Annotated in this window: 39 protein-coding genes; 33 read left to right on the forward strand and 6 right to left on the reverse strand. The window is 42.8% G+C overall.

The genetic code is table 11. The annotated features are described in order from the left end of the window. Window positions 1-2 precede the first annotated feature (2 nt). From rplC to FTU35_RS05160, 28 genes are all read left to right on the forward strand, one after another. The gene (gene rplC / locus FTU35_RS05025; RefSeq protein WP_026438075.1) at window positions 3-641 is read left to right on the forward strand and encodes a 50S ribosomal protein L3; all 639 of its coding nucleotides are present in this window, start codon (window positions 3-5) and stop codon (window positions 639-641) included. 11 nt (window positions 642-652) lie between these two features. Next, window positions 653-1,255: a 50S ribosomal protein L4 gene (gene rplD / locus FTU35_RS05030; RefSeq protein ID WP_004974702.1), complete on the forward strand. Its 603-nt coding sequence runs from the start codon at window positions 653-655 to the stop codon at window positions 1,253-1,255. After that, a complete protein-coding gene (rplW, locus tag FTU35_RS05035) occupies window positions 1,252-1,572 on the forward strand; it encodes a 50S ribosomal protein L23 (protein WP_004974703.1) in 321 nt (106 codons plus the stop codon). The genes rplD and rplW overlap by 4 nt, the downstream gene beginning before the upstream one ends. A gap of 11 nt (window positions 1,573-1,583) precedes the next feature. Then, window positions 1,584-2,408 carry a 50S ribosomal protein L2 gene (rplB, locus tag FTU35_RS05040; RefSeq protein ID WP_004974706.1) on the forward strand — a complete coding sequence of 275 codons (825 nt, stop codon included), beginning with the start codon at window positions 1,584-1,586 and terminating at the stop codon, window positions 2,406-2,408. Window positions 2,409-2,427: 19 nt separating this feature from the next. Beyond that, a complete protein-coding gene (gene rpsS / locus FTU35_RS05045) occupies window positions 2,428-2,703 on the forward strand; it encodes a 30S ribosomal protein S19 (protein WP_004673001.1) in 276 nt (91 codons plus the stop codon). An 11-nt stretch (window positions 2,704-2,714) separates the two neighbouring features. Beyond that, complete coding sequence (gene rplV, locus FTU35_RS05050; RefSeq protein ID WP_001982638.1) at window positions 2,715-3,044, forward strand: 50S ribosomal protein L22; 330 nt, start codon at window positions 2,715-2,717, stop codon at window positions 3,042-3,044. 1 nt (window position 3,045) lies between these two features. Then, entirely contained in the window at window positions 3,046-3,798 is a 753-nt protein-coding gene (rpsC, locus tag FTU35_RS05055; RefSeq protein ID WP_004974711.1) for a 30S ribosomal protein S3, read from the forward strand. Between the two features lie 3 nt (window positions 3,799-3,801). Then, window positions 3,802-4,215 (forward strand): 50S ribosomal protein L16, encoded by a 414-nt coding sequence (rplP, locus tag FTU35_RS05060; protein WP_004691317.1) that lies wholly within the window; start codon window positions 3,802-3,804, stop codon window positions 4,213-4,215. Further along, the gene (rpmC, locus tag FTU35_RS05065) at window positions 4,215-4,412 is read left to right on the forward strand and encodes a 50S ribosomal protein L29 (protein WP_004650482.1); all 198 of its coding nucleotides are present in this window, start codon (window positions 4,215-4,217) and stop codon (window positions 4,410-4,412) included. The genes rplP and rpmC overlap by 1 nt, the downstream gene beginning before the upstream one ends. After that, window positions 4,409-4,666 carry a 30S ribosomal protein S17 gene (rpsQ, locus tag FTU35_RS05070; RefSeq protein ID WP_004974714.1) on the forward strand — a complete coding sequence of 86 codons (258 nt, stop codon included), beginning with the start codon at window positions 4,409-4,411 and terminating at the stop codon, window positions 4,664-4,666. The genes rpmC and rpsQ overlap by 4 nt, the downstream gene beginning before the upstream one ends. A 91-nt stretch (window positions 4,667-4,757) precedes the next feature. Continuing rightward, complete coding sequence (gene rplN / locus FTU35_RS05075) at window positions 4,758-5,126, forward strand: 50S ribosomal protein L14 (protein ID WP_001982634.1); 369 nt, start codon at window positions 4,758-4,760, stop codon at window positions 5,124-5,126. Window positions 5,127-5,135: 9 nt separating this feature from the next. Further along, entirely contained in the window at window positions 5,136-5,453 is a 318-nt protein-coding gene (gene rplX, locus FTU35_RS05080; protein ID WP_004974717.1) for a 50S ribosomal protein L24, read from the forward strand. Between the two features lie 16 nt (window positions 5,454-5,469). Further along, window positions 5,470-6,006 (forward strand): 50S ribosomal protein L5, encoded by a 537-nt coding sequence (rplE, locus tag FTU35_RS05085; protein WP_004974719.1) that lies wholly within the window; start codon window positions 5,470-5,472, stop codon window positions 6,004-6,006. A 9-nt stretch (window positions 6,007-6,015) separates the two neighbouring features. Next, window positions 6,016-6,321, forward strand: a complete 306-nt coding sequence (rpsN, locus tag FTU35_RS05090; protein WP_004825185.1) for a 30S ribosomal protein S14 — start codon at window positions 6,016-6,018, stop codon at window positions 6,319-6,321. Window positions 6,322-6,333: 12 nt separating this feature from the next. Further along, window positions 6,334-6,729 carry a 30S ribosomal protein S8 gene (gene rpsH / locus FTU35_RS05095; RefSeq protein ID WP_004974720.1) on the forward strand — a complete coding sequence of 132 codons (396 nt, stop codon included), beginning with the start codon at window positions 6,334-6,336 and terminating at the stop codon, window positions 6,727-6,729. Between the two features lie 16 nt (window positions 6,730-6,745). Further along, window positions 6,746-7,279 carry a 50S ribosomal protein L6 gene (gene rplF, locus FTU35_RS05100; RefSeq protein WP_004974722.1) on the forward strand — a complete coding sequence of 178 codons (534 nt, stop codon included), beginning with the start codon at window positions 6,746-6,748 and terminating at the stop codon, window positions 7,277-7,279. Window positions 7,280-7,293: 14 nt separating this feature from the next. After that, window positions 7,294-7,644 (forward strand): 50S ribosomal protein L18, encoded by a 351-nt coding sequence (gene rplR / locus FTU35_RS05105; protein ID WP_004281497.1) that lies wholly within the window; start codon window positions 7,294-7,296, stop codon window positions 7,642-7,644. A gap of 2 nt (window positions 7,645-7,646) precedes the next feature. Further along, window positions 7,647-8,144, forward strand: a complete 498-nt coding sequence (gene rpsE / locus FTU35_RS05110; RefSeq protein ID WP_004974725.1) for a 30S ribosomal protein S5 — start codon at window positions 7,647-7,649, stop codon at window positions 8,142-8,144. A gap of 6 nt (window positions 8,145-8,150) precedes the next feature. Beyond that, window positions 8,151-8,327 carry a 50S ribosomal protein L30 gene (gene rpmD / locus FTU35_RS05115; protein ID WP_004786899.1) on the forward strand — a complete coding sequence of 59 codons (177 nt, stop codon included), beginning with the start codon at window positions 8,151-8,153 and terminating at the stop codon, window positions 8,325-8,327. 3 nt (window positions 8,328-8,330) lie between these two features. After that, complete coding sequence (gene rplO / locus FTU35_RS05120; protein ID WP_004974728.1) at window positions 8,331-8,771, forward strand: 50S ribosomal protein L15; 441 nt, start codon at window positions 8,331-8,333, stop codon at window positions 8,769-8,771. Between the two features lie 45 nt (window positions 8,772-8,816). Continuing rightward, window positions 8,817-10,136 (forward strand): preprotein translocase subunit SecY, encoded by a 1,320-nt coding sequence (gene secY / locus FTU35_RS05125; protein ID WP_180064571.1) that lies wholly within the window; start codon window positions 8,817-8,819, stop codon window positions 10,134-10,136. A 20-nt stretch (window positions 10,137-10,156) separates the two neighbouring features. Beyond that, on the forward strand, window positions 10,157-10,273 hold the full coding sequence (gene rpmJ / locus FTU35_RS05130) for a 50S ribosomal protein L36 (RefSeq protein WP_000867907.1): 117 nt from the start codon (window positions 10,157-10,159) through the stop codon (window positions 10,271-10,273). Window positions 10,274-10,380: 107 nt separating this feature from the next. Further along, a complete protein-coding gene (gene rpsM, locus FTU35_RS05135; protein ID WP_004974734.1) occupies window positions 10,381-10,737 on the forward strand; it encodes a 30S ribosomal protein S13 in 357 nt (118 codons plus the stop codon). Between the two features lie 19 nt (window positions 10,738-10,756). Continuing rightward, entirely contained in the window at window positions 10,757-11,143 is a 387-nt protein-coding gene (gene rpsK / locus FTU35_RS05140; RefSeq protein WP_001040166.1) for a 30S ribosomal protein S11, read from the forward strand. A gap of 12 nt (window positions 11,144-11,155) precedes the next feature. Further along, window positions 11,156-11,782 (forward strand): 30S ribosomal protein S4, encoded by a 627-nt coding sequence (rpsD, locus tag FTU35_RS05145; protein WP_004974744.1) that lies wholly within the window; start codon window positions 11,156-11,158, stop codon window positions 11,780-11,782. Between the two features lie 17 nt (window positions 11,783-11,799). After that, a complete protein-coding gene (locus FTU35_RS05150; RefSeq protein ID WP_004974745.1) occupies window positions 11,800-12,807 on the forward strand; it encodes a DNA-directed RNA polymerase subunit alpha in 1,008 nt (335 codons plus the stop codon). An 18-nt stretch (window positions 12,808-12,825) separates the two neighbouring features. Then, window positions 12,826-13,191 (forward strand): 50S ribosomal protein L17, encoded by a 366-nt coding sequence (gene rplQ, locus FTU35_RS05155; RefSeq protein ID WP_004974746.1) that lies wholly within the window; start codon window positions 12,826-12,828, stop codon window positions 13,189-13,191. A 199-nt stretch (window positions 13,192-13,390) separates the two neighbouring features. After that, complete coding sequence (locus FTU35_RS05160) at window positions 13,391-14,881, forward strand: NAD(P)/FAD-dependent oxidoreductase (RefSeq protein WP_179997379.1); 1,491 nt, start codon at window positions 13,391-13,393, stop codon at window positions 14,879-14,881. Between the two features lie 75 nt (window positions 14,882-14,956). Here FTU35_RS05160 and FTU35_RS05165 read toward each other — a convergent pair whose 3' ends face one another. After that, entirely contained in the window at window positions 14,957-16,129 is a 1,173-nt protein-coding gene (locus tag FTU35_RS05165; RefSeq protein ID WP_104852582.1) for an acyl-CoA dehydrogenase family protein, read from the reverse strand. Between the two features lie 185 nt (window positions 16,130-16,314). On the opposite strand from FTU35_RS05165, the gene FTU35_RS05170 reads away from it, so the two are divergent. The 5 genes from FTU35_RS05170 to FTU35_RS13565 all read left to right on the forward strand — a co-directional run bounded on the left by FTU35_RS05170 (window position 16,315) and on the right by FTU35_RS13565 (window position 21,592). After that, entirely contained in the window at window positions 16,315-16,572 is a 258-nt protein-coding gene (locus FTU35_RS05170) for a succinate dehydrogenase assembly factor 2 (RefSeq protein WP_004974752.1), read from the forward strand. Continuing rightward, window positions 16,565-16,987: a protein YgfX gene (locus FTU35_RS05175; RefSeq protein WP_179997378.1), complete on the forward strand. Its 423-nt coding sequence runs from the start codon at window positions 16,565-16,567 to the stop codon at window positions 16,985-16,987. Before FTU35_RS05170 ends, FTU35_RS05175 begins: the two co-directional genes overlap by 8 nt. Window positions 16,988-17,432: 445 nt before the next feature. Continuing rightward, window positions 17,433-18,479 carry a hypothetical protein gene (locus tag FTU35_RS05180; protein ID WP_179989878.1) on the forward strand — a complete coding sequence of 349 codons (1,047 nt, stop codon included), beginning with the start codon at window positions 17,433-17,435 and terminating at the stop codon, window positions 18,477-18,479. Window positions 18,480-18,582: 103 nt separating this feature from the next. Then, window positions 18,583-19,164: a rhombosortase gene (gene rrtA, locus FTU35_RS05185; protein ID WP_179989929.1), complete on the forward strand. Its 582-nt coding sequence runs from the start codon at window positions 18,583-18,585 to the stop codon at window positions 19,162-19,164. Window positions 19,165-20,218: 1,054 nt separating this feature from the next. Next, window positions 20,219-21,592: a TRAP transporter large permease subunit gene (locus FTU35_RS13565; protein ID WP_373682943.1), complete on the forward strand. Its 1,374-nt coding sequence runs from the start codon at window positions 20,219-20,221 to the stop codon at window positions 21,590-21,592. Window positions 21,593-21,697: 105 nt separating this feature from the next. Here FTU35_RS13565 and FTU35_RS05195 read toward each other — a convergent pair whose 3' ends face one another. The 5 genes from FTU35_RS05195 to FTU35_RS05215 form a co-directional block, all read right to left on the reverse strand. Next, window positions 21,698-22,591: a DMT family transporter gene (locus FTU35_RS05195; protein WP_180064556.1), complete on the reverse strand. Its 894-nt coding sequence runs from the start codon at window positions 22,589-22,591 to the stop codon at window positions 21,698-21,700. Window positions 22,592-22,692: 101 nt separating this feature from the next. Then, on the reverse strand, window positions 22,693-23,103 hold the full coding sequence (locus tag FTU35_RS05200) for a hypothetical protein (protein ID WP_004974772.1): 411 nt from the start codon (window positions 23,101-23,103) through the stop codon (window positions 22,693-22,695). Window positions 23,104-23,124: 21 nt separating this feature from the next. Further along, window positions 23,125-23,334 (reverse strand): YheV family putative zinc ribbon protein, encoded by a 210-nt coding sequence (locus FTU35_RS05205; protein ID WP_171324836.1) that lies wholly within the window; start codon window positions 23,332-23,334, stop codon window positions 23,125-23,127. 40 nt (window positions 23,335-23,374) lie between these two features. Beyond that, window positions 23,375-25,414 carry a M3 family metallopeptidase gene (locus FTU35_RS05210; RefSeq protein WP_180064557.1) on the reverse strand — a complete coding sequence of 680 codons (2,040 nt, stop codon included), beginning with the start codon at window positions 25,412-25,414 and terminating at the stop codon, window positions 23,375-23,377. A gap of 74 nt (window positions 25,415-25,488) precedes the next feature. Next, window positions 25,489-26,073, reverse strand: coding sequence for a hypothetical protein (locus FTU35_RS05215; protein ID WP_111885424.1), 585 nt, complete (start codon window positions 26,071-26,073; stop codon window positions 25,489-25,491). Window positions 26,074-26,134: the final 61 nt, after the last annotated feature.

The following is a 26,134-nucleotide window of genomic DNA, read 5'->3' on the forward strand; positions in this document are numbered from 1 at the left end:
ACATGGCTATTGGTTTAGTCGGTCGCAAGTGCGGTATGACCCGTATCTTTACAGATGCTGGTGTTTCTGTACCTGTTACAGTGATTGAGGTTGATCCTAACCGCATCACTCAAATCAAAACGCTTGAAACAGATGGTTATCAAGCAATTCAGGTTACTACTGGTGAACGTCGCGAATCTCGCGTAACTAACGCTCAGAAAGGTCACTTCGCTAAAGCGGGTGTTGCTGCTGGTCGTTTAGTTCAAGAATTCCGTGCTACAGAAGCTGACCTTGAAGGTCGTGAAGTTGGCGGAACTATCGGTGTAGATTTGTTCACAGTAGGTCAGATCGTTGACGTTACTGGTCAGTCTAAAGGTAAGGGTTTCCAAGGTGGTGTTAAGCGTTGGAATTTTCGTACTCAAGATGCTACTCACGGTAACTCTGTTTCTCACCGTGTTCTAGGTTCTACAGGTCAAAACCAGACTCCTGGTCGCGTATTCAAAGGCAAAAAAATGGCTGGCCATTTAGGTGCTGAACGCGTAACTGTACAGGGTCTTGAAATTGTATCTATCGACACAGAGCGTTCAGTTCTTGTTGTTAAAGGTGCGATTCCTGGTGCGACTGGTGGTGACGTAACTGTACGTCCTACGATCAAGGCTTGAGGGGAAATAACGTGAATTTAAATACTGTTTCCGGCTCTGCTGTTGAGTTATCTGAAGTTGCGTTCGGTCGTGAATTCAATGAAGCACTTGTACACCAAGTTGTTACAGCTTACTTAGCTGGTGGTCGTCAAGGCTCTAAAGCTCAGAAATCACGTGCAGACGTTGCTGGCGGTGGTAAAAAACCATTCCGTCAAAAAGGTACTGGCCGCGCTCGTGCTGGTTCTATTCGTAGCCCAATCTGGGTTGGTGGTGGTAAAACTTTTGCTGCTCGTCCACAAGATTGGTCTCAAAAAGTTAACCGCAAAATGTACCGCGGTGCAATGCAATGTATCTTAGCTGAACTTGTTCGCCAAGATCGTCTTGTATTGGTTGAAGAGTTTGCTGTTGAAGCTCCTAAAACTAAAGAGTTGCTTGCAAAACTTAACGACTTGAATGCAACTCGCGCATTGATCGTAACTGAAGCTGTAGATGAGAATCTATATCTTGCAGCGCGTAACCTTCCACACGTTGATGTGGTTGATGCTACTGCAATCGATCCTGTTAGCTTGATCGCGTTCGACAAAGTTGTAATGTCTGTTGCTGCTGCTAAGAAAATTGAGGTAGAACTCGGATGAACAACGAACGTTTATATCAAGTCCTACAAGGACCTGTATTTTCAGAAAAAGCACAAGTTTTAGGCGAAACTGCTGGTGTTCAAGTATTCAAAGTTGCATTAAATGCAAACAAACTTGAAATCAAAAAAGCAGTTGAGCAATTATTTGGTGTGGAAGTTGTTAAAGTTAACACGACTATCACTAAAGGTAAGACTAAGCGCTTTGGTCGTACATTGGGACGCCGTTCTGATGTTAAAAAAGCATACGTCACCCTGAAAGCTGGCCAAGATGTTGAAATGGCTGACTTGGGCGATACCGCTGAAAGCGCAGCGGAATAAGGACGAAATTTATGCCGATTCAAAAATGTAAGCCAACGTCTCCAGGACGTCGCTTTGTAGAGAAAGTCGTTCACGACCATCTTCACAAAGGTGCGCCTTATGCGCCGTTGGTAGAAGCTAAAAAACGTACTGGTGGTCGTAACAACAACGGTCACATTACTACACGTCACGTTGGTGGTGGTCATAAGCAACACTACCGTATCGTAGACTTCAAACGTAACAAAGATGGCATTCCTGCTGTTGTAGAGCGTATTGAATACGATCCAAACCGTACTGCACACATCGCATTGTTGAAGTATGCTGACGGTGAACGTCGTTATATTATTGCGCCTAAAGGTTTACGTGCTGGTGATCAAGTTCAATCTGGTAACGATGCTCCAATTCGTCCAGGTAACTGCTTACCACTTCGTAATATGCCAATCGGTGCTACTCTTCACAACATCGAACTTAAAATCGGTAAAGGTGCTCAATTAGCGCGTTCTGCTGGTACTTCGGTTCAATTGTTGGGTCGTGACGGTTCATACGCTATCGTTCGTCTACGTTCAGGCGAAATGCGTAAAGTGCACGTTGAGTGTCGCGCTGTGTTAGGTGAAGTATCTAACTCAGAAAGCAACCTTCGTTCACTTGGTAAAGCAGGTGCTTCGCGCTGGCGTGGTGTTCGTCCTACCGTTCGTGGTATGGCAATGAACCCGGTTGATCACCCGCACGGTGGTGGTGAAGGGCGTACTAAAGGTATCCAACCTGTAAGCCCATGGGGTCAAAAAGCTAAAGGGTACAAGACACGTACCAACAAGCGTACGACTAAGATGATTATTCGCGACCGTCGCGTTAAGTAACAAGTAAAGGAATCTGACAATGCCTCGTTCTCTGAAAAAAGGCCCATTCGTCGATGCGCACTTGTTCGCTAAGGTTGAAGCGGCAATCGCGGCTAATAACCGTAAGCCGATCAAAACTTGGTCGCGTCGTTCGATGATCCTCCCAGATTTTGTTGGTTTAACAATTTCTGTTCACAATGGTCGTAACCATGTTCCAGTGATTATCTCTGAACACATGGTTGGTCATAAACTCGGTGAATTCGCGCCAACTCGTACCTATCGTGGTCACGGTGTTGACAAGAAGTCTAAACGTTAATAGGTGCTATGATGGAAGTAACTGCTAAATTACGCGGTGCCGCTATCTCGGCACAAAAAGCACGTTTGGTTGCAGATCTTATCCGCGGCAAATCTGTTGCGCATGCACTTAACATTTTAAACTTCAGCAACAAAAAAGCTGCTGTTTTAGTTAAGAAAGCATTGGAATCTGCAATTGCAAATGCTGAACACAATAACAGTTTAGATGTAGACGACCTTAAAGTATCTACGATTTACGTTGACGAAGGCATGAGCCTTAAACGTATTATGCCACGTGCTAAAGGCCGTGCAGATCGTATTACTAAGCGTACTTGTCACATCACCGTTAAGGTAGGGGTTTGATATGGGTCAGAAGGTTCATCCAATCGGTATCCGCCTAGGTGTTGTGAAACGTCATAACGCTAACTGGTATGCGAATCCGAAACAATACGCTGAATACTTGCTTAAAGACCTTCAAGTTCGTGAGTTTTTAACTAAAAAACTTAAGAACGCAATGGTAAGCAATATTCTTATCGAACGTCCAACGGGTGCTGCTAAAGTAACAATTAGCACTGCGCGTCCTGGTATCGTAATCGGTAAAAAAGGCGAAGACATTGAGAAATTACAACGCGAATTAACATCTATTATGGGTGTTCCTGCGCAAGTAAGCATCAACGAAATTGACCGTCCAGACTTAGATGCACGTTTAGTTGCTGAAGCAATCGCTTCTCAATTAGAAAAGCGTGTAATGTTCCGTCGTGCTATGAAGCGTGCGGTACAGAACTCTATGCGTGCTGGTGCTAAAGGTATCAAAGTTGAAGTTTCTGGTCGTTTAGGTGGTGCAGAGATTGCACGTACTGAATGGTATCGTGAAGGTCGTGTACCTTTGCATACACTTCGTGCGGACATCGACTATGCAACTATGCGTGCTGAAACTACTTACGGTACGATTGGCGTTAAAGTTTGGGTATTCCGTGGTGAAATCTTGGGTGGCATGAAACAAGTCATGAACCCAGCACCTGCTGAAGAACGTCCAGCTAAACGCGGTCGCGGTCGTGGTGAAGGTCAAGAGCGTCGTGGTCGTCGCAATGATCGTTCTGCTGAAAAAGGAGAATAATCCATGTTGCAACCTAAACGTACTAAATTCCGTAAGGTGCAAAAAGGCCGTAACACTGGCTTAGCGCACCGTGGTAGCTCAGTATCTTTCGGTACTATCGCTCTTAAATCAGTTGAACGTGGTCAAATGACTGCGCGTCAAATTGAAGCGGCACGTCGTACAATCAGCCGTCGTATTAAGCGTGGTGGTAAGATCTTTATCCGTGTATTCCCAGACAAACCAATTACTTCTAAGCCTCTTGAAGTGCGTATGGGTAAAGGTAAAGGTTCTGTGGAATATTGGGTTTGTCAAATCAAACCAGGTAAAGTCTTGTACGAAATTGATGGTGTGAACGAAGAATTGGCGCGTGAAGCATTTACGCTTGCTGCTGCTAAACTTCCGTTTAAAACCACTATCGTGACTCGGACGGTAATGTAATGAAAACTAAAGATCTACGTGAAAAGTCGGTAGAAGAGTTGACAGCTTTGCTTGATGAGCAACAGCTTAACCAATTCCGTCTTCGTATGGCGAAAGCAACTGGTCAATTGGGTAAATCGCATGAAGTTGCGCTTACTCGTAAAACTATTGCACGCATCAAGACCCTCCTTACCGAAAAACAGGGGAACGGGCAATGAGTCAAAATACAGTCCGCACGTTAACTGGCAAAGTTGTAAGCGACAAAATGGAAAAATCTATTGTTGTCCTTATTGAACGCCAAGTTCAACACCCGTTGTATGGCAAATTGATTCGCCGTTCAACCAAATTACACGCTCATGATGAGAACAATACCGCCAAGATTGGTGATGTTGTAACCATCAAAGAAAGCCGCCCAATGTCTAAAACTAAGTCATGGACTTTAGTTGAAGTTGTTGAAGCTGCTGCTGAGTAATTAACGTTCTTGTTGCATCATCGGTCAATTTCGAGTACTCTTTGAGCCTTTCGAAATTGTGACCGGTGATGCTCGGTTTTGGAGTAGGGCAATGATTCAAACCGAAACGATGCTTGACGTAGCTGACAACAGTGGTGCTCGCCGCGTACAATGTATTAAAGTACTAGGTGGTTCACATCGTCGTTATGCTTCTGTTGGCGACATTATTAAAGTTACTGTAAAAGAAGCTATTCCACGCGCACGTGTTAAAAAAGGTGACGTGATGAATGCTGTTGTTGTACGTACAAAGTTCGGTATTCGTCGTCCAGACGGTTCTGTGATCCGTTTTGATGATAACGCTGCTGTTATTTTGAATAACAACAAAGCACCGATTGCAACTCGTATTTTCGGACCAGTGACTCGTGAACTTCGTACTGAACAGTTCATGAAAATCATTTCATTGGCTCCTGAAGTTCTATAAGAGGCAATCATGGCTAAGATTAAAAAAGGCGATCAAGTAATTGTGATCGCAGGTAAAGAAAAAGGCAAACAGGGTACTGTTCTGTCAGTTTCTAATGACCGTGTTAAGGTCGAAGGTCTTAACTTGGTTAAGAAGCACCAGAAGCCAAACCGTGCTACGGGCGCTGAAGGCGGTATCGTAACGCAGGAAGCTTCGCTTCATATCTCAAACGTGGCAATTTTTAATGCTACAACCCAAAAGGCTGACCGTGTTGGTTACCAAACGATTGATGGCGTGAAAACTCGCGTTTATAAATCGAATGGTGAATCAGTGGCGGTGGCGAAGTAATAGGTTGAAATAGGCAATGGCCAGACTTAAAACACGTTACAACGACGAACTTAAGGCTCAATTACAAGAACAATTGGGCGTTAAGAATGTGATGGAGATCCCTCGCATCACTAAAATTACCATCAACATGGGTGTTGGTGCTGCAGCTGCTGACAAGAAATTGTTAGATGGCGCTCTTTCTGATATGCAAGCTATTGCTGGTCAAAAACCAGTTTTAACATTAGCTCGTAAATCAATCGCTGGTTTTAAAATCCGTGATGGTTGGCCGATTGGTTGTAAAGTTACTTTACGCGGCGAACGTATGTACGAATTCTTAGACCGTTTGATCTCTATCGCGATCCCTCGTATCCGTGACTTCCGTGGTTTCTCTTCGAAATCATTTGATGGTCGTGGTAACTACTCTATGGGTCTCAAGGAACAAATCATGTTCCCTGAAATCGATTTCGATAAGATTGATCAAATTCGTGGTATGGACATCACCATTACTACGACTGCTCGCACCGATGACGAAGGCCGTGCGCTTATGCGTGCATTCGGCTTCCCGTTCAAATAAGAGGTCGATATGGCTAAGAAAGGTATGATTAATCGCGAATTGAAACGCGAAGCTACTGTTGCTAAATACGCTGCAAAACGTGCTGAATTAAAAGCAACGATTGCAAACGTAAATGCAAGCGACGAAGAGCGTTTCGAAGCGATGATGAAATTACAAGCATTACCACGTAATGCGTCTCCAGTACGTCTTCGTAACCGTTGTGGTTTAACTGGTCGTCCTCATGGTTACTTCCGTAAGTTCGGTTTAAGCCGTAACAAATTACGTGACACAGTAATGCAAGGTGATGTACCGGGCGTTGTTAAGGCAAGCTGGTAAGGAGCACTATAAATGAGTATGCAAGATACCGTTGCCGACATGCTAACGCGTGTTCGTAACGCTCAAATGGCAAAGAAACAAACTGTTTCTATGCCTAATTCTAAGTTGAAGGTTGCTATTGCAAACGTACTTCAACAAGAAGGTTATATCGCAAATGTAGAAGTGGCTGACAACGAAGGCAAACCTACATTAACGATTACTTTAAAATACTATGAAGGCAAACCAGTTATCGAAACTGTGAAACGCGTAAGCCGTCCAGGTCTACGTCAGTATCGCGGTAAAGATGCACTTCCAAGCGTTAAGCAAGGTTTAGGTATTGCAATCGTTTCTACAAGCAAAGGCATCATGACTGATCGCGCTGCACGTGCTGCAGGTATCGGTGGTGAAGTTATTGCTTTTGTTTCTTAATAATAGGTGATTCCTCATGTCTCGTGTGGCTAAAGCCCCAGTAACTGTACCTAACGGTGTTACAGTTACTCAGAACGGCCGGCAGGTCGAAGTGAAAGGCAGCAAAGGTACATTGTCTTTCAACCTGCATGCGCTGGTCGAGCTAAAACAGGAAGACGGTATTTTAGCTATTGCTCCTAAAGCTGAGTCGAAAGACGCTTGGATGCAAGCTGGTACTGCTCGCGCTGTGCTTAACAATCTTGTAAAAGGTGTGAGCGAAGGCTTCGAACGTAAGTTACAATTGATTGGTGTTGGTTATAAAGCTGCGGTAAAAGGTAACGTTGTTAACCTTAACCTTGGTTTTTCACACCCAATCGATTACACCCTTCCTGAAGGTGTAACTGCAGAAACTCCAACTGCAACTGAAATTATCCTTAAATCTGCTGACAAAGCAGCTTTAGGTCAAGTTGCTGCGGATATCCGTGGATACCGTCCACCAGAGCCATATAAAGGTAAAGGTGTTCGTTATTCGGATGAAGTTGTTCTTCGTAAAGAAGCTAAGAAGAAATAAGGCGCGAGGTTCTTATGAACGAAAAGAAACAATCCCGTTTGCGTCGTGCGAAAAGCACACGCTTGCACATCCGTGCATTGGGTGCGACTCGTTTGTGTGTAAACCGCACGCCGCGTCACATCTATGCTCAAGTTATTTCAGCAGATGGTGGCAAAGTTTTAGCGCAAGCTTCAACTTTAGATGCTACTTTACGTGCTGGTACAACTGGTAACGTTGAAGCAGCTCAAAAAGTAGGTGCTTTAATCGCAGAACGCGCGAAAGCAGCTGGCGTAACTAAAGTTGCGTTTGACCGTTCTGGTTTTAAATATCATGGTCGTATCAAAGCCTTGGCTGATGCTGCTCGTGAAAACGGCTTGGAGTTCTAATCATGGCTAAAGTTGAACAAAACGAAGGTCTTGTTGAAAAGCTGGTTGCCGTTGATCGCGTAGCCAAAGTTGTTAAAGGTGGTCGTATCTTCTCTTTCACAGCATTAACTGTTGTGGGTGATGGTAATGGTCGCGTAGGTTTTGGTCGTGGTAAAGCACGTGAAGTTCCAGCTGCTATTTCTAAAGCACTTGAAGCTGCACGTCGTAACATGATCACTATCGAATTGGCAGATGGTACTTTACAACACCCGATTCATGCGCGTCATGGTGCAAGCCGTGTTTACATGCAGCCAGCATCTGAAGGTACTGGTGTAATTGCGGGTGGTTCTATGCGTGCAGTTTTAGAAGCTGCAGGTGTACGTAACGTATTGACTAAATGCCGTGGTTCTACTAACGCTGCAAACGTAGTGAACGCAACTTTCAACGGTTTGCGTGACATGACAACTCCTGAAAAGGTTGCTGCGAAACGTGGTCTTTCAGTAGAACAAATTCAAGGGTAATCAATCATGAAAACGATTAAAGTTACCCAGACTAAATCTGCATCGCACCGCTTGAAAAATCACAAGCTTAGCCTTAAAGGTTTAGGTCTGCGTCGTATTGGTCATACTGTAGAAGTGCAAGATACGCCTTCTAACCGTGGTATGATCAACCAAGTCTACTATATGGTTAGTGTAGAGGAATAAGCCATGACTCTGCGTTTAAATGAACTTGCACCTGCAGAAGGTGCTAAGCGTGAAGCCCGTCGTTTAGGCCGTGGTATCGGTTCTGGCGTTGGTAAGACTGGTGGTCGTGGTATCAAAGGTCAAAACTCACGTAAGAGCGGTGGTACACGTCCTGGATTCGAAGGTGGTCAAACTGCGTTATATCGTCGTTTACCTAAATTCGGTTTCACTAGCCAAATCGCTTTGAAAACTGCTGAAGTACGTTTATCTGAGCTTGCTAAAGTGGAAGGCGACATCGTTAGCCTTGAAACTTTAAAAGCAGCGAACGTTGTACGTAAAGATATGGCTCGTGCTCGTATCGTACTTTCTGGTGAAATTACTCGCGCATTCACTATTCAAGGTGTTGCTGTGACTAAAGGCGCTAAAGCTGCTGTTGAAGCGGCTGGCGGTAAAGTCGAGGAGTAATCCCCAGTGTCTATGTCTCCTAGTTCTTCAGGTCATGTTCACATGATGAAAGGCCAACCATTTCACGTGAAATACCGTGAAATTATACGCCGAATGATGTTTCTCATTGGTGCGTTGTTGGTATTTCGACTAGGAGCGCATATTCCAGTACCAGGCATTAATAATGCCGCACTTGAACAAGTGTTTAATGCAAACCAAGGTACAATCCTTGGTTTGTTTAACATGTTTTCGGGTGGTGCATTAGAGCGGATGTCGATTCTTGCTTTAGGGATCATGCCATACATTTCTGCTTCGATTATCGTACAGTTGATGTCTACCGTGGTTCCTTCGCTTGAAGCTTTGAAAAAAGAAGGCGAGCAAGGCAAACGCAAAATTAATCAATATACGCGCCAAGGCACATTGTTTCTTGCACTTGTGCAAGCGATTGGGATGTGTGCAGGTCTGATTGGTCAAGGTATTACCTTAACGTCAGGTCTGGCTTTTTACGTTCCAGCTGTGACCTCTTTGGTTGCAGGCACAATGTTCTTAATGTGGTTGGGTGAACAAATTACCGAACGCGGAGTGGGCAATGGTATTTCCATGATCATTTTCGCAGGTATTGTTGCAGGCTTGCCTAATTTAATTATGCAATCCTTCACATCTATTGATAGTGGCCAGTCAAGCCTGATTGGTTTGGCAATTTTTGGTTTATTGTCTTTGGGTGTACTTGCAGCAATTGTGTTTATTGAGAAGGCGCAGCGTCGTATTCCAGTAAACTATGCTCAAAAACAACAAGGTCGTCGTGTATTTACTGCTCAGCAAACGCATTTGCCATTAAAAATTAATATGGCAGGTGTGATTCCAGCAATTTTTGCCAGTTCATTGCTTTTGTTCCCAGCGAGCTTAGGTCAATGGGTCGGCAGTGCGGACCCTAATGCTGGATTAATCAAGCGTAGTCTACAAGACTTGGCATTGGTATTGTCGCCTGGACAACCGTTGTATTTGGTGCTCTTTGGTGCGTTAATTATCTTTTTCTGTTACTTCTACACTGCGCTGGTTTTCAGCCCTAAAGAAGTTTCGGAAAACTTGAAACGCAGCGGAGCTTATGTGCCTGGTATTCGCCCAGGTGAGCAAACTGCTCGTTACTTAGATCATATTCTCAGTCGTTTGACCTTTATTGGCGCGATTTACATCACTGTAGTCTGCTTAATGCCGATGATTCTACAAAGCTCATTTGGAATTCCATTTAGCTTAGGTGGTACATCATTATTAATCGTTGTAGTGGTTGTGATGGACTTTATGGCTCAGCTTCAAGCACATCTCACCTCGCACCAGTACGATAATCAAACGTTAATGAGAAAAACGACTGCTCATCCTAAGGGATAAGCGCACTTAGAGGTTTCATCATGAAAGTACAAGCTTCTGTAAAGAAAATTTGTGGTAGCTGCAAAGTTATCCGTCGTAATGGGGTTATTCGCGTAATTTGCAGCGCAGAACCTCGTCATAAGCAGCGTCAAGGTTAATTTGATTAAGACCTGTTGATTTCAGTAGGCTAATTAGGTTATTATCCGCCCCTCAAGATTTTTGTGGGGCGGTTGATTATCTTAACTGCCTTTTTGGAGAAAATTGAATGGCTCGTATTGCCGGTGTAAACATTCCGGATAACAAGCACGCTGTTATCTCTCTCACTTATATCTTTGGTATTGGTCGCCACACTGCTAAGACTATCTTAGCTGCTGCTGGTATCGCACCAACAACAAAGATCCGTGAATTAGATGACGCTCAGCTTGATGCGATTCGTGCAGAAGTTGCTAAGGTTCCGACCGAAGGTGACTTACGTCGCGAAATTTCCATGAACATTAAACGTTTAATGGATTTAGGCTGCTACCGCGGTCTTCGTCATCGTCGCAGCTTGCCTGTCCGTGGTCAACGCACCAAAACTAACGCACGTACCCGTAAAGGTCCGCGCAAACCGATTAAGAAATAAGATTTCTGGAAGCTAAAAGATGGCTAAAGATACTCGCACACGCAAGAAGGTCACTCGTACCGTCTCTGAAGGTGTTGCACACATTCACGCTTCTTTTAATAACACCATTGTGACCATTACCGATCGTCAAGGTAATGCACTGGCTTGGGCTACCTCAGGTGGACAAGGCTTCCGTGGATCACGTAAATCAACTCCGTTCGCTGCTCAGGTAGCTGCTGAAGTTGCTGGTAAAGCTGCTTTAGATTACGGTTTGAAAAACTTGGACGTCCTTGTTAAAGGTCCTGGTCCAGGTCGTGAGTCTGCGGTTCGTGCATTAGGTGCAGTGGGTTATAAAATTAACAGCATTACCGATGTGACTCCAATCCCTCACAACGGTTGCCGTCCACCTAAAAAACGTCGCGTGTAAGGAGAAACATTCATGGCTCGTTATATTGGTCCAAAATGCAAACTCTCTCGCCGCGAAGGGACAGACCTGCAACTAAAATCTGGCGTTAAACCATTTGACGTCAAAACTAAAAAACACGCTAAAGCTCCTGGCCAACATGGCGGGGCTCGTGGTGGTAAGCAATCTGAGTACTCACTACAATTACGTGAAAAACAAAAAGTACGTCGTATGTACGGTGTTTTAGAGCGTCAATTTAGTAACTACTATAAAGAAGCTGCTCGTGTGAAAGGCGCAACAGGTGAGAACTTGTTGAAATTGCTCGAAAGCCGTCTTGATAACGTTGTTTATCGCATGGGTTTTGGTTCTACACGTGCAGAAGCTCGTCAGCTTGTATCTCACCGTAGCATTACTTTAAATGGTCGTCGTGTTAACATTGCGTCTATTCAAGTTAAAGCTGGTGATGTAATTGCAGTTCACGAAGGTGCAAAACAACAATTACGTATTAAAAACGCAATTGAATTGGCTGCTCAACGTGGTATCCCTTCATGGATGGAAGTTGACCATTCTAAATTTGAAGGTACGTTTAAAGCTGCACCAGATCGTTCTGATTTACCTGCTGAAATCAACGAAAGCTTGATTGTAGAATTGTATTCTAAATAATCCTTGAGGTAGCAATAATGACGCGTACTGCAAATGAGTTTCTTACTCCGCAAGCGATCAAGGTCGAAGCGGCAAGCGGGACCTCGGCAAAAGTTATTCTAGAACCATTAGAGCGTGGCTTTGGTCATACTCTTGGTAATGCTTTACGTCGCATCCTTCTTTCTTCTTTACCTGGCGCAGCTGTGGTAGAAGTTGAAATTGAAGGTGTCGAGCACGAGTACAGTACTTTGGAAGGCTTGCAGCAGGACATCGTCGAGCTCTTGCTGAACCTGAAAGGATTGTCTATTAAGCTGTTCGATCAAAATGAAGCTTATTTGACATTGGAAAAACAAGGTCCAGGCGATGTAACTGCTGCAGACCTTCGTTTACCGCATAATGTTGAAGTGGTTAACCCTGAACACTTGATCGGCACTTTAAGTGCTACAGGCAATTTAAAAATGCGCCTGAAAGTTGCTCAAGGTCGTGGTTATGAAACATCTGACTCACGTTTCCCAGAAGGCGAAACTCGCCCTGTAGGTCGTTTGCAGTTAGATGCTTCTTATAGCCCAATTAAACGTGTGTCTTACATCGTAGAAAATGCGCGTGTAGAACAACGTACTGACCTTGACAAGTTGATCATTGATCTTGAAACCAATGGTACAGTTGATCCAGAAGAAGCAATCCGCAAAGCGGCAACAATCTTGCAACAACAAATTGCAATTTTTGTTGATCTTCAGAAAGATCAAGCTCCTGTTGCTCAAGAGCCTCGTGAAGAAGTTGACCCAATCTTGCTTCGTCCAGTAGATGATCTAGAGCTTACTGTTCGTTCTGCTAACTGTTTGAAAGCAGAAAATATTTACTACATTGGTGATCTTGTACAGCGTACTGAAGTTGAGCTACTTAAAACGCCTAACTTGGGTAAAAAATCGCTTACAGAGATCAAAGATGTTCTGGCTTCTAAAGGCTTACAGCTCGGCATGCGTTTAGAGAACTGGCCACCGGCTAGTCTCCGTATGGACGATCGTTTCGCCTATCGTAGCCGTTAATTAAGTAGGACTATCACCATGCGTCATCGTAATAGTGGTGTGAAATTAGGCCGTACAAGCAGCCATCGCAAAGCGATGTTCCAAAACTTGGCTAATTCTTTGTTCGAACACGAGTTAATCAAAACAACTGTTCCTAAAGCAAAAGAATTACGTCGTGTTGCTGAGCCTTTAATCACTTTAGCTAAAAACGATACAGTAGCAAACCGTCGTTTAGCGTTTGCTCGTACTCGTTCAGCAGCAACTGTTGGTAAATTATTTACCGTTCTTGGCCCTCGTTACAAAGAGCGTAACGGCGGTTATCTACGTGTTCTTAAAGCGGGCTTCCGTGCGGGTGATGCTGCACCGATGGCTTACGTTGAGCTTGTAGATCGCGAAGTTAAATAATTTCGCCAAGAATAACGCACGTTGTTCAGAAAAAGACCGGTTTTACCGGTCTTTTTTTATGAAAAAAATAAGTTGATCTCAAAAATGATCAAATTGTCCCGAATTGATATAAATTTTAGTAACTTTTGCTAAACTTGACATTGTGTATTGTCAAATTTATGCTTTAATAAAAAACATCATTCAAGCTGGACAATAAAACATGGATAAGCAGGTTGATATATTAATTATTGGGGCAGGGATTTCGGGCATTGGTGTAGCAGCACATTTAAGTCAAAACTGCCCACAGCGTTCTTTTGAAATTATTGAGCGTCGTCAAAGTTTTGGTGGCACTTGGGATTTATTCCAATATCCGGGCATTCGTTCAGATTCGGATATGTCGACCTTTGGTTATAATTTTAAGCCTTGGAAGAAAACCAATGTACTAGCCGATGGCGCATCTATCAAAGGTTATTTAGCAGAAGTCATTCAAGAAAAAGCCTTACATTCAAAAATTCATTTTCAGCATCGTGTACTATCTGCCAATTATGATTCTCAAACACGTAAGTGGACGTTACGCATAGAAAATGCAGCACAACAGATTGAAACTTGGGTGGCTAATTTTGTTTTAGGCTGCACAGGCTATTACAATTACGATCAAGGTTTTCAGCCTGACTTTCCGAATCAGCAGGCGTTTAAAGGCACATTTATCCACCCTCAGCATTGGCCTGAAAATTTAGATTATCGTGGTAAAAAGGTGTTAATTATTGGCAGTGGTGCAACTGCGATTACCTTAGTCCCTGCCATGTCGAAAGGTGGTGCAGCGCATGTCACCATGCTGCAACGCTCACCGACATATATTGCTTCAGTGCCTGCAATGGATTTTGTTTATCAGCAAATGCGTAAAGTTTTGCCTGAAGATGTTGCTTACAAAATCACGCGCGCACGTAATATTGGCATGCAACGCGCAATTTATGCTTTAGCACAAAAACAGCCGAAATTACTGCGGACTTTGTTGCTGAAATCTATCCAAATGCAGCTCAAAGGCAAGGTGGATATGAAGCATTTCACGCCACATTATAATCCGTGGGATCAGCGTTTATGTGTTGTGCCTGATGGTGATTTATTTAAGATTTTACGCGAAGGGCATGCCTCGATTGAAACTGATCAAATTGCAAGTTTTACTGAAACAGGTGTGCAATTAAAATCAGGTAAGCATCTGGATGCCGATATTATTGTCTCTGCCACTGGTTTGAATATTCAGATTCTAGGTGGTATTCAAGCCACAATTGATGGTGTGCCTTTAGACACTTCGAAGCACATGCTATATCAAGGTGTGATGATCAGCGATGTACCGAATATGGCGATGATTATTGGCTATATTAATGCCTCTTGGACGCTTAAAGTGGATGTGGCTGCGGATTATATTTGTCGTTTGCTCAATTATATGGATCGACAAGGTTATGACGAGGTAATTCCTCAAGGTGACCAAACAGAGTTATTGGAAGATACGGTGATGGGCAGTTTGAGTTCGGGCTATATCGCGCGTGCTGCTGATGTGATGCCAAAGCAAGGCAAACATGCGCCATGGCGAGTGACCAACAATTACTTAGAAGATCGCAAAACTTTAAAACAAGCAAGTTTTGAAGATGGTATTTTAAAATTCAAACAAGCTGTGCCTGCACAGCAGCGTAAACCTAAATTAGTGTCTTAAATCGTTGGGTGCAAAAATAATATGGCACAAGAAATTTAAAATTGCTTGCGCCATTTACATGTTGAGGTGGAAATTTTATAAAGAACGTGAAATCAGCTCTTTCATAATTTCATTGGTGCCTGCATAAATACGATTGGCCCGATTGTCTAAGTAAGCACGTGCAATTGGATACTCAAGCATATAGCCATAACCACCATGCAGTTGTAGACATTCATCCACCACTTTGGAGTACATCTCTGAAATTTTATATTTGGCGGCCGCTGCAGCTTCAACACTGAGCTGATCTTGAAGTTGTAACTGCATACATTGATCTAAAAAAGCACGACAGAAATCAATTTCGGTGCGTAATTCTGCCAGTTTAAAGCGCGTATTTTGAAAGCTATGAATACTTTTGCCAAAGGCTTGACGTTGCTGAGTATATTGCAGTGTATGTGCAAAAGCAGCTTCTGCACCTGCTTGGCAAATAATCGCGACAATTAAGCGTTCCCAAGCCAGTTCTTTCATCAGCATGATAAAGCCCATGCCTTCTGCACCCAATAAATTGCTGCGAGGCACGCGGACATTATCAAAAAATAATTCGCAAGTGTCCTGACCTTTCATACCAATTTTATTCAGTGGTTTGCCTTTGCTAAATCCCGCACGGTCTGCTTCTACCAATATTAAAGACAGATTGGCTGAACCTTTGTCTGTGTTCGCTGTTTTACATACCACAATCGCCATGTCGCACAAATAGCCGTTGGTAATAAAAATTTTAGAACCATTAATCACGTATTCATCGCCATCCAATACCGCAGAGGTACGCACAGCTTGTAAGTCTGAACCTGTACCGGGTTCGGTCATGGCAATCGCGGTTATCACTTCGCCTGTGGCCATGCGGGGTAACCAGTGTTGTTTTTGTTCAGTTGTGCCAAAGTTATTAATGTAATTGGCGACAATATCTGAATGCAGTGAAAAACCGGTAGCACTGTCACCTGCATAGGCTTGTTCTTCAATCAAAATCATGCTGTATAAGCGGTCTACCCCTGAACCTGCATATTCTTCAGGCATGGTGCTACACAGCAAACCCAAAGTACCTGCTTTACGCCATAGCTCACGGTCTACATGCTGCTGCGCTTCAAATTTTTCAGTATGGGGGATGACTTCCTGCAAATAGAATTTTCGTACCAAATCACGAAAACTGTCGTGTTCAGCACTGAATAAGGTGCGCGGTAACATATTGGCAATGGGGCGAATTGCGGCAGATTGCATGGTTTTATCTTCCTGATGTTGTTATTTTGAATTCACCTTAGAAGAATTTATAGGGGGCAACAAGGTGCAAAAGTTTCAATTGCAAATGAAAGATGATGCTTTTGGTCAATGCTGCATAAAAGTCATCGAAACTTTAAAAGGGGTCGGTTAAACTAGCCTGAGTTTAATTTTAATGGGGAAACCGCATGAGTGATGACATCAGCTTAGAAGAACGCAAAGTGATTTACCGTGCCCGTCGTGGTTTAAAGGAAATTGATGTCTATTTTGACCCGTATGTGAAAAATCATTATTTGACTGCCAGTGCGGAAGAAAAACAAATGTTTGCCGATTTGGTTGAGCAGGAAGACCCAGATTTATTGGATTGGTTTATGGAAGTGTCTGAGCCACCACGTCCTGAGTTGAAAGATTTTATCCGTAAACTAAAGCATTATGTGCATGGCTAAGCAGCAGTTTCAGCTGAAACCTAGTGTCATCGCAATAGTGTTTCAGCTGATGATCGCTCTACTCATCGTTTGGCTTTTACTACAAGTGTTAAAGCCATGGCTTAGCGTTGTATGTATTGTCATTATGGGCTGGACATATTTTAAATTTGTTCGTGCAAACCGAATTGTTGGTTTAGATCAATTAGATGACCGTGAATGGTCAATTTCCTATCTCGCGCCTCGTGTAGTATCACAACAGATTAAAAGCACAGCTCGCCAAATTGAAATTCAGCGTGTGCAACTGCGTCAAGTGATAGATCATCAAATTTATATCGTCATGGAATTTCAGCAAGCCTTTAAACCTCTGGTGATTTGGTGTGATCAGGTTTCCAAGGCGGAATGGAAGGCTCTAAAAATATTGGCGAAAATGCTCTAATTTACAGACAGCTGTATATTTTTATAATAATAAAAAACTATAAGTATCATAAAGATAAAATTATCATCTATTTTTCGTGTCCTGATCAGTCATTTTATATTGGCATAAAAGATTACACATATCCCTATTTTTAGTTATATTCATTCCAGACAAGTGTAGATCAATACAAATCAGATTCCTGAAATGTGCAGATTTAAATTTAGTCGAAAGATTTTTTAAGATAAGCCCGAATTGGGCATCAGTTAATAAGTAGCATGTGCTGAACCGTCGCAATGCTACTTTTTTTTGCCTAAATTTTGTCGGATGACAGATTTCAGTCAATTTTAGTCACTTTAAAACATGGCAAAGTTATCCATCTGAAGCAGCAAGTAGACGCTTTTATTCAGATATTGCTTCTGCTATGTTTGTTGCAATGGACATAAACACAATTATAGAGGACAGGAAAATGTCGCAAGTCCAAAAAATAGGCCAGGGTGTGGCCGTATTTGCAATCACAAGTTTATTATTATCAGGTTGTTCACAAGTGATCAAAACAGGTGCCAATGTCGCACTTGGATTTACTGAAAAACATATTGTGCCGCCAATTTTAGCGATGGAAGATGCTGAAATGGTGTGTAATTCTGGTAATTCCTTAACCCCTGCCATTATGGCGACTAAAGATATGGGCGCAGACCCAACCCGTGTTGCGGTACTAATGTATTCGGCTGCGGGTATTTGTGCCGAAGAAAAAGCTTTGGATGCTGAATTGCGTTATTTACGTGCAGCAAAAGCAGGGCAAGTGGGCGAAGCGCAAGATGCGCGGATTCAGCAAAAACGTTGGGCGGCTTTGGCGGCACAGCGCCAATACACAGGCTATCAATTGTTTCAGCATCGTTGGGAAAAGAAATATCGGAAACCTTTGGGCGAAGGTTGTCCAAAAATGAACAGTGATATTGATCAAACTGTGTATATGTTGGGGATGTTGAGTGGCTTGCAAGCCATGACCAATGATATTAATTCAGGCGGGGCAGTGCATGTGCCTAAAGATATTGCCGCGATTGTTGAACGTGGTATGACCTGTTTAAACAATGAAAAATTCTGGGGCGCACCAGAGGCTACACGTGCCGTAATTTGGACTTTGCTTCCAGGTGCGGGAGATGGCAAACCTGATCCGTATCAAACCTTAAAGCAGTCGATGCAAATTGGTGAAAATAAAGGGGTGCGTTTATCACACGCTTTATATGCGGTTGCTGCCCAAGCCAGTGGTGAAGATGCCAAAATCCGCGACGCACTCAAAGCCTTTTCTAATGCACGCAGTGACGAAAAACCTGTAAATCCACAATTTAAATTGATTGATGCCATGGCGGGAAGCATGGTACAAGGAATTTCAGACCGTTACTGGACTGAACATACAGGTGTGCGTACGGGTGATCAGCAGCGTTTCTGGGATGAGCAAGATAATTCTTCTGAATTAGATGATTTATTTAATGAGGATACGGCAGCTCAATTGTAAAAATATCAAGATTGCCCAATTCAATATTGACCAGAGGTTTTAGGATTGGGCAATCCGTTTGCCGAAGCACATAACAAGAATAATTTGGAGGATGCAAGCGCCTATGCAATATTCATCTCAATTTCTCAGTCGAAAAATTGTGTTTATTGCGACATGTATGTCGGTTTCGGCATGTTTGCAGATTTTTGCAGAGCATTTTATTTATTGGTCTACACATTTATTGGATGAATTCTGGCGCTTATGGACAGGGCATTGGGTGCATGTGGGCTGGATTCATTATTTGCTTAATATGATCGCCTTTGCCTGTTTACCTTTTATTTTTCCGCATGCCAAAGTATGGCACTTTGTGGCGCTTTTGTTGGTACTACCGCCAGCGATTAGTCTGAGTTTCTATTACTTCCTTGCCGATATTGATGCCTATGCAGGACTTTCTGGGGTGTTGCATGGTGCTTATGTGGCGGTGGCATGTGTGCATTTGCTTTATAAAAAAGAACGTGGCTTTGCCACATTGGTCTTGCTGCTTATTTTATCTAAACTGATTTGGGAAAATACAGTGGGCAGTTTGGGTACAGCAGAATTAATCGGCAGTCCTGTATTAGTTGAGGCACATTTATTGGGGGTGATTTGGGGAGTAATTTTTGCACTGGCTTATATTATTTGGGCCTATTGCATTGATCCGCATTAAAATTACATCAAAATGATGGCAAAAAGGGCTCACAAGAAATCTCACAATTGACCATTTTTACTTAAAAGAAAATCTATATTGTCATTTTAAAAATAACGACGTTCATTCACATTTAAACTGAATACAAAAATGCTCAATGGAAGATGGATATTTCGTTGAATAAGGACAGACAGAAATTCGAGTGTCTCGGTTTCTGCATAGAATAAAAACAGGAAAATATATGCACAATAACGGACAACGCAGGTCTGGCTTGGCTTTGCTCAGACATATATGGACAGAATGGATTTCTACATTCGTTATTTTGATCTTGTTGCTACTGACACTTATTATTGGTACAGGTGAAATGGTACATGGTCAGTTGTTGCGCATGGGTGAACGCCTATACGGTGACCCTGCAACGGGTATGCAGTATTCATTTTTGCGTGCCGAACCCACTGCACCTGACTGCGAACGCAACCCCGATATCGATGCACAAGTACATGCCCAAATGCAAGCCAATGCTGCTGATGAGTTTGCCGATATTTTTGGTACTGCCTCTGAATCAGATGTCCGCGCTTCCATTTTAGCAGCCAAACAAATTTGTGAAGAAAAATTTCAATTTCATGATCAGGCGATTCAGCATATTCAAGCCCATCCAAGCTTGAAAATGTATCGAACCATTGAAACCTCTTTTTTTGGTATTTTTAAATTTGGTACTGAAAACCGTGCCATTTTATTGGTATTGATGGTGGTCTTTGCTGCAATTAGTGCCACTTTAAAGACCCATCACATTGGTTTACGTGGCCCTGCGACCAAAATTGACTTCAAGGTGTATTCGACCTTAATGGTGGTGGCGAATGGTTTCTTAACCTCGTCAAGTATCAGTCAATATCGTTCAGTACTCAATTCAGGCGTACCGATGAGTGGTGAAACGCAAATCATTTACTGGATGTGGATGATTCTGTTTGCAACTCTGACTTTAATTAGTTTATTCCAGCTTATTAAGCCACCTGCACCGACCCGTGAAGGCGGTAGTTTAGGTCTTGCTTTCCTGAGCGTACCTTTGTATGCCTATATGGCAATTAGTACGGGTTTCTCTTTTACCTTCCTGATGGATTATCCAATGGGGCAAGGGATTTACCTAGGGCAACTGGTCGAATTCTCTAGTATTTTCTTGAACTTGGCTTTGTTTATTTGGGCGGGGATGTTGCTCAAACAAACCCGAATTGTGGATTTGTTCCTGAATATTCTGCGTCCGTGGAATTTGGCACCTGAAACTTTAACCTGGCTGATTCTGATTGCTGCTGCATTACCAACGGCTTATACCGGTGCATCGGGGATTTTTGTCATTGCTGCAGGTGCGATCATTTATAAAGAAGTTTGGAATGCGGGTGGACGACGTCAGTTTGCACTGGCGGCAACAGCTATGTCGGGTTCAATGGGGGTCGTGCTTCGTCCATGCCTATTGATTGTTGTGGTGGCATCGCTGAATAAAGAAGTCACAACGGACATGCTGTATCACTATGGTTTGTATGTGTTCCTACTGACTTCAACCCTATTTTTAGTGATTTCGTTGTTCTTTGCTGAAAATAAATTCCGCATTGCTGCACCGAACATAGCTGCGCCATTGTCCTTACGTGCTTTTGGCCCTGTACTACCATATATCCTCATTTTTGTGTTGATTTGGTTGTTCTATAAATATGCTTTAGACACCAATATGAATGAATTTACTGCACCTGTAATGATGCCGGTTATTTTATTGATGATGGTGTTGTTTGATAAATTGCGCCATGAACCTGCGCCTATTCCAGCCATGGGGCAGTGGGATCAGACTTTAGATCACAAGCCTGTAGCACAACAGACAGCAGCTTCATCTGAGCGCTCATTATTGACTGCACCTGATTCACCATTGCGTCAGTATGGTTTCTTCAAAGCTCTGCATTTATCGACCAGTGAAACGGTGGGACATATTGGGGCATTGGTAATTTTGATGGCGCTTTCAGTCAGTGTAGGTGGCTATTTAGAACGCATTGAAATTATGGAAGCGTTCCCAACCGACATTAGCAGCATCTTTATTGTGATTAGCCTGATTGTTGCCTTGATGATTTTTGTGGGCATGATTATGGATCCATTCGGTGCGGTGATTCTAATTTCTGCAACGGTTGCGCCTGTAGCTTATCAATATGGGATACATCCTGCGCATTTCTGGATGATTACCCTAATTGGTTTTGAATTAGGCTATGTGACGCCACCTGTAGCGCTGAATCACTTATTGGCAAGGCAGTCGATTGGAGATGAAGAAGTCGCTGCAGCCGATGCAGAAGTTCGTCATAAATCGTTCTATTATCGTTATGAGCGTTGGATTTTGCCTATGATTGTGATGCTTCCTGCGATGTTGATTATTGCCTATGCACCGTATGCGTTCAAGCTATTCGGCTGGTATGAATAAGCACATGGATACTTAATCACTGTCATCTTATTATTTAAAAACACCCTGTGGTTCACTACGGGGTGTTTTTTTAATAGGTTGATATGCAGGGAATACAAAGCAGCATTATGAATGCGGGGAGTGATGATTCAGGTGTTTTTGTAACAGTGGACTGCACAAAATAATGGCAAGCAAAATTAGGGCAAAGCCAATTAAACTAAATAAGTCTGGCGTTTCATGCCAAAAGCTAAAGCCCCAAATCCCTGCAAAAATAATCGCAATGTAATTGACAGGGCCAATTTGCCCAGCAGGGGCAAGACGGTAGGCATTGGACATAAAGATCTGACTGATATTGGCCAGCAATCCTGCACCAATTAAAAAACTCAATTCTTTTAAGTTGTAAGGACGCCATGACCAGAACATCGGTACAACAGAAATGAGTGTCCCAATCATGCAAAAATAAAACACAATGCGTTCAGGCGGTTCGGTTTGAGTCAGGGCGCGTACCGTGACAAAAGCCATCGCTGCTAAAAAACTGGCACTGAGTCCAATTGCGGACATGCTATTAAACATACCTGCATCGGGTTTGGCGACAAATAACACGCCAAATAAACCAATGAACGCAGCCCATAGCATCGGTTTGGTGATTTTTTCTTTAAGGAATAGCCATGCAATTAAGGGAATAAAAATAGGCGATGAATAGGTAAAGACCATCGCATTGGACAGTTTTAGATTGGCAATCGCGTAGAAAAAACCATACATGGCGGTTAAGCCGACCACCGAACGCCAAGTGTGCATCCATAACTTTTCAGTTTTAAAAAAGCCCAAGCCTTTATTGAAAATGAGCGGGATAAAAATAAACAAACCAATGAAATTACGGAAAAATACCACTGTGGCATTATCTACCGTTTCTGAGGCGTAACGAACGCACACTCCCATGAGTGAAAACAGAAAGGCAGAGCAGGTCAACAGCATAATTGCTTTGTGCAAATTTTGTTGGGCAGAACCAGAAGATGTCATACAAATAAAGCCAGAATAACCTCTGGCTATTCTAGCTTAAATTGGCTACAACACTGACCCTTTATCGTATTTTAAAATGACTGATGTGAAGCAGAGGAGGCTTACTGTGCCAGTTGGGCTTCCAGTATTTTGATTTGTTCTTCTTTCAGTTTAATCAATTCATCAGCATCGTTATGTTGCTGTTTTAATAAGGCACGTTGATCATTCAGCTGATTTTGAATGTCATCTAATTTAGCCACTTCTTCTTTGGCAAGCGCTGCATTCTCAGATATAGGTGCTTTGAGTAAATCTTCTGTGACCAACTGTTTTGGTGCTGCTTCATCTTCTTGCAATGGCGTTGCTTCAGCAGGTACAGCTTTCGCTACAGACGCCGTAGTTGGGGCAGTTTCTATAGGCGCAGTATTGTCGCTATCGCCCATCCATTGAAAGATAAATACGGCAATAATGACAATAATTAACCCGCCCGTAATGGCCCATAAGAGCTTAGGGTTATGTCGTTGATCTTCAGTCATGCGTTGTTGAACCTTATTGTTTTACTTTGACTGACGCGGCTTAAACTGGATCACCCCAATTTCATCTGAAACCTCTGGGATTTCAGGTTCATCAATATGTGTTGGACGGTTTTCCGTATAATCACACTCGATACATTCGATCCATTCAGCTTCGTCAGCGGTGAGCATGACAACCCGATCCATCGCCTGACATTTCGGACATTTTGCGCCTGCAATGAAACGACGTTTAATGGTCATCACGACTCCCCTAACTTCATCTAAAGTTCTTAGTTTAAGCGTTTTTGACTATGTTCGTCCAACCTTGATGACGTAATAGTGCGTCTATTTTTGGCTCGCGTCCGCGGAAATTGATAAATGCGTCAAGCGCTGAATCTTTTCCGCCAACTGCTAGAATAAACTGTCTAAACTGCTTGCCAGTTTCGGTGTTAAATAGCCCTTCATTTTCAAAGCGATCAAAGGCATCGCTGGCCAAAACCTCTGCCCATTTGTATGAATAATATCCTGCAGCATAGCCGCCTGCGAAAATATGGCTGAAGCTGTGCTGGAAGCGGTTGTAAGCTGTAGTTGGCGCAACGGCATAGTTTTGACGAATATCATCTAGCATGGCTTGAATCTGTTCCGCATTTAAAGCAGGGTTGCTGCGATGAATACTTAAATCGAACAGGGCAAATTCAATTTGGCGCAGGCTCTGCATTCCCGACTGGAAGAAACGTGCATCTAACAGTGCTTTAAGCAGGTGTTCTGGCAGGGTGTCTTGGGTTTCAATATGCGCACTCAGCATATCTAAACTATCTTGATCCCAAGTCCAAAATTCCATGAATTGGCTTGGTAATTCCACCGCATCCCAAGCGACACCATGTGTACCTGCCACAGCAATATTATCTACTTCAGTTAGCATGTGATGTAAGCCATGTCCAAATTCATGGAATAGGGTGATGACTTCATCATGCGTTAAAAGCGCGGGTTGGTCTGCAACAGGTGGGGTAAAGTTACACACCATATAGCAAATTGGTTTTTGTAAACCTTGTGCCAATTGCATGCGTGAACGGAAACCACTCATCCATGCGCCGCCGCGTTTGCCTGTACGGGCATATAGATCAAAGTAAAAACCACCAATCACTTGACCTTGATCTTCAAGTTCAAAATAACGTGCATCAGGATGCCAAACAGGGGCAGCGCGCTCAATAATATCGATATCGTATAAACGCTTGACGATGCTAAATAGACCTTCAACCACTTTCGGTGCAGGGAAATATGGTTTTAACATTTCTTGTGAAAGGTTAAATTGCTGTAATTTTAATTTTTCAGAATAGTAGCCTGTATCCCACGGTTGTAAGGTATCAATCCCATCTTGGGCGGCAATGGCTTTGAGTTCGGCAATTTCTTGTTCTGCAGGTGCACGAGCATGTTCTGCCAGTTCACGCAGGAATTGATCGACTGCTTCGACACTTGGTGCCATTTTGCTGGCAAGGGATAATTCTGCATAGTTGTTAAAACCGAGCAATTGCGCCATTTCTTGACGTAAACGCAAGATTTCTTCCATGATCGGGGTGTTGTCAAATTCAGACTGGGCTGATTGATCGGACGCGCGAGTAGTGTATGCCTGATACAAGGTTTCGCGCAAAGCACGATCATCGGCATAGGTCATAATGGCTAAATAGGCAGGAATATCCAGTGTTGCCACAGCTTGTTCCAATTCGCGTTGCTGACCATATTGTTTCAGCAATTCAACGCTGCTTGGCGGTAAACCTTTGAGCTGATCTTCGGACAATACTTTGTAATAGGCTTGGGTGGCATCCAATACATGATTGGAAAAGTCTGATGACAGTTGCGATAAACGCGCTGAAATTTCAGCATAGCGTTTTTTAGCTTCACCTTCTAAGGCCACACCTGACAGTTTAAAGTCGCGCAATGCCAGTTGAATTGCGCTTTGTTGTGCAGCAGGCAAATCTTTAAAGGTGTTGGCGTCGTGAATATGTTGATAGCTTTGATACAACACCGTGTGCTGACCCAATTGAGTGTAGTAGTCGCTTAAACTTGGTAACAGCGCTTGATACACTTCGCGGGTTTCAGGATTATTCATGACCGCATTTAAATGTGACAGCACGCCCCATGCTTCGCTCATGTTATTTTCGAGCTGATCAATCTGTTCTAAAACATTTAATTGCGCCGTCGTATTTTCAGGTACTGCAGTCAGATTATTTAAAAAGTTTTGTCCCTGCTGAATGGCATGCTCAATTTTTTGTTTTAAATCTGCCAGGGTAATTTGATCAAATTGTGGAACAGGCAAAGTTGCCTTTTCTAATGTCATGTCGGTCTGCCGATTTATTTCCTGTGTTATTTGTAGAAGTAAGGCTTCTAGAAGGATAAATCAAGCCTTGGGTGCTATTTATTCGCTCTTGTTTCACCGTGGATAGATTGAATATCTTGGATGTAGGTGCCAAAGCGACCCTCAATGACCGATAATTTTATGAATAGATTTTGATTTTTGTAGTGTTCATATTCATCTACATTGATTCGAAACATACCAGTAGAGTCATACGGTGTTTCAATAGAATAGTAGACACTTCCTTTTTTACCATGTTTTTTAACAGCGCTTGCTTCCAATGTCACCACAGTAGGTGTACCCAAAACTAGGGTATGAAGCAGAGGAGGATAGACAACTAGATTTAAGTAAAGAAACAGAATTACAAAAATAGGGAAGAGGAGTAAAAAATAGAATTTTGGCTTTTTTTGTACATTTGTCCATGTACGTGGAATGATCCATTGTCCGTATCTATGCAGAACATAAAAGTAGATCAAAACAGCCAAATAAATCAACGTTGCAACAATGAAGGCTGTGATTTTGACTTGATTTGTTGGGGTGAAGTCTATAAAAAAGAGAGCAATCAGTGCTGAAATACTAAGTACAAAGACTAAGCATATTACATATTCATGGTAATAGTATTTAGTAATTTTCTGTGATGTCATGATTTTTAAGTGGTTTATTTTTATAGAGATATATTAAATGAAAAAGAGCACCGTAGCACTC

It is taken from the genome of Acinetobacter sp. YH12095, from assembly GCF_013419245.1.
Classification (GTDB): domain Bacteria; phylum Pseudomonadota; class Gammaproteobacteria; order Pseudomonadales; family Moraxellaceae; genus Acinetobacter; species Acinetobacter towneri.

Bases quoted from the DNA above. Each gene is read 5' to 3' on its own strand.
- rplC (WP_026438075.1), top strand. From the start codon at position 3: ATGGCTATTGGTTTAGTCGGTCGCAAGTGCGGTATGACCCGTATCTTT.
- rplW (WP_004974703.1), top strand. From the start codon at position 1,252: ATGAACAACGAACGTTTATATCAAGTCCTACAAGGACCTGTATTTTCA.
- rplB (WP_004974706.1), top strand. From the start codon at position 1,584: ATGCCGATTCAAAAATGTAAGCCAACGTCTCCAGGACGTCGCTTTGTA.
- rpsS (WP_004673001.1), top strand. From the start codon at position 2,428: ATGCCTCGTTCTCTGAAAAAAGGCCCATTCGTCGATGCGCACTTGTTC.
- rplV (WP_001982638.1), top strand. From the start codon at position 2,715: ATGGAAGTAACTGCTAAATTACGCGGTGCCGCTATCTCGGCACAAAAA.
- rpsC (WP_004974711.1), top strand. From the start codon at position 3,046: ATGGGTCAGAAGGTTCATCCAATCGGTATCCGCCTAGGTGTTGTGAAA.
- rplP (WP_004691317.1), top strand. From the start codon at position 3,802: ATGTTGCAACCTAAACGTACTAAATTCCGTAAGGTGCAAAAAGGCCGT.
- rpmC (WP_004650482.1), top strand. From the start codon at position 4,215: ATGAAAACTAAAGATCTACGTGAAAAGTCGGTAGAAGAGTTGACAGCT.
- rpsQ (WP_004974714.1), top strand. From the start codon at position 4,409: ATGAGTCAAAATACAGTCCGCACGTTAACTGGCAAAGTTGTAAGCGAC.
- rplN (WP_001982634.1), top strand. From the start codon at position 4,758: ATGATTCAAACCGAAACGATGCTTGACGTAGCTGACAACAGTGGTGCT.
- rplX (WP_004974717.1), top strand. From the start codon at position 5,136: ATGGCTAAGATTAAAAAAGGCGATCAAGTAATTGTGATCGCAGGTAAA.
- rplE (WP_004974719.1), top strand. From the start codon at position 5,470: ATGGCCAGACTTAAAACACGTTACAACGACGAACTTAAGGCTCAATTA.
- rpsN (WP_004825185.1), top strand. From the start codon at position 6,016: ATGGCTAAGAAAGGTATGATTAATCGCGAATTGAAACGCGAAGCTACT.
- rpsH (WP_004974720.1), top strand. From the start codon at position 6,334: ATGAGTATGCAAGATACCGTTGCCGACATGCTAACGCGTGTTCGTAAC.
- rplF (WP_004974722.1), top strand. From the start codon at position 6,746: ATGTCTCGTGTGGCTAAAGCCCCAGTAACTGTACCTAACGGTGTTACA.
- rplR (WP_004281497.1), top strand. From the start codon at position 7,294: ATGAACGAAAAGAAACAATCCCGTTTGCGTCGTGCGAAAAGCACACGC.
- rpsE (WP_004974725.1), top strand. From the start codon at position 7,647: ATGGCTAAAGTTGAACAAAACGAAGGTCTTGTTGAAAAGCTGGTTGCC.
- rpmD (WP_004786899.1), top strand. From the start codon at position 8,151: ATGAAAACGATTAAAGTTACCCAGACTAAATCTGCATCGCACCGCTTG.
- rplO (WP_004974728.1), top strand. From the start codon at position 8,331: ATGACTCTGCGTTTAAATGAACTTGCACCTGCAGAAGGTGCTAAGCGT.
- secY (WP_180064571.1), top strand. From the start codon at position 8,817: ATGAAAGGCCAACCATTTCACGTGAAATACCGTGAAATTATACGCCGA.
- rpmJ (WP_000867907.1), top strand. From the start codon at position 10,157: ATGAAAGTACAAGCTTCTGTAAAGAAAATTTGTGGTAGCTGCAAAGTT.
- rpsM (WP_004974734.1), top strand. From the start codon at position 10,381: ATGGCTCGTATTGCCGGTGTAAACATTCCGGATAACAAGCACGCTGTT.
- rpsK (WP_001040166.1), top strand. From the start codon at position 10,757: ATGGCTAAAGATACTCGCACACGCAAGAAGGTCACTCGTACCGTCTCT.
- rpsD (WP_004974744.1), top strand. From the start codon at position 11,156: ATGGCTCGTTATATTGGTCCAAAATGCAAACTCTCTCGCCGCGAAGGG.
- FTU35_RS05150 (WP_004974745.1), top strand. From the start codon at position 11,800: ATGACGCGTACTGCAAATGAGTTTCTTACTCCGCAAGCGATCAAGGTC.
- rplQ (WP_004974746.1), top strand. From the start codon at position 12,826: ATGCGTCATCGTAATAGTGGTGTGAAATTAGGCCGTACAAGCAGCCAT.
- FTU35_RS05160 (WP_179997379.1), top strand. From the start codon at position 13,391: ATGGATAAGCAGGTTGATATATTAATTATTGGGGCAGGGATTTCGGGC.
- FTU35_RS05165 (WP_104852582.1), bottom strand. From the start codon at position 16,129: ATGCAATCTGCCGCAATTCGCCCCATTGCCAATATGTTACCGCGCACC.
- FTU35_RS05170 (WP_004974752.1), top strand. From the start codon at position 16,315: ATGAGTGATGACATCAGCTTAGAAGAACGCAAAGTGATTTACCGTGCC.
- FTU35_RS05175 (WP_179997378.1), top strand. From the start codon at position 16,565: ATGGCTAAGCAGCAGTTTCAGCTGAAACCTAGTGTCATCGCAATAGTG.
- FTU35_RS05180 (WP_179989878.1), top strand. From the start codon at position 17,433: ATGTCGCAAGTCCAAAAAATAGGCCAGGGTGTGGCCGTATTTGCAATC.
- rrtA (WP_179989929.1), top strand. From the start codon at position 18,583: ATGCAATATTCATCTCAATTTCTCAGTCGAAAAATTGTGTTTATTGCG.
- FTU35_RS13565 (WP_373682943.1), top strand. From the start codon at position 20,219: ATGGCAATTAGTACGGGTTTCTCTTTTACCTTCCTGATGGATTATCCA.
- FTU35_RS05195 (WP_180064556.1), bottom strand. From the start codon at position 22,591: ATGACATCTTCTGGTTCTGCCCAACAAAATTTGCACAAAGCAATTATG.
- FTU35_RS05200 (WP_004974772.1), bottom strand. From the start codon at position 23,103: ATGACTGAAGATCAACGACATAACCCTAAGCTCTTATGGGCCATTACG.
- FTU35_RS05210 (WP_180064557.1), bottom strand. From the start codon at position 25,414: ATGACATTAGAAAAGGCAACTTTGCCTGTTCCACAATTTGATCAAATT.
- FTU35_RS05215 (WP_111885424.1), bottom strand. From the start codon at position 26,073: ATGACATCACAGAAAATTACTAAATACTATTACCATGAATATGTAATA.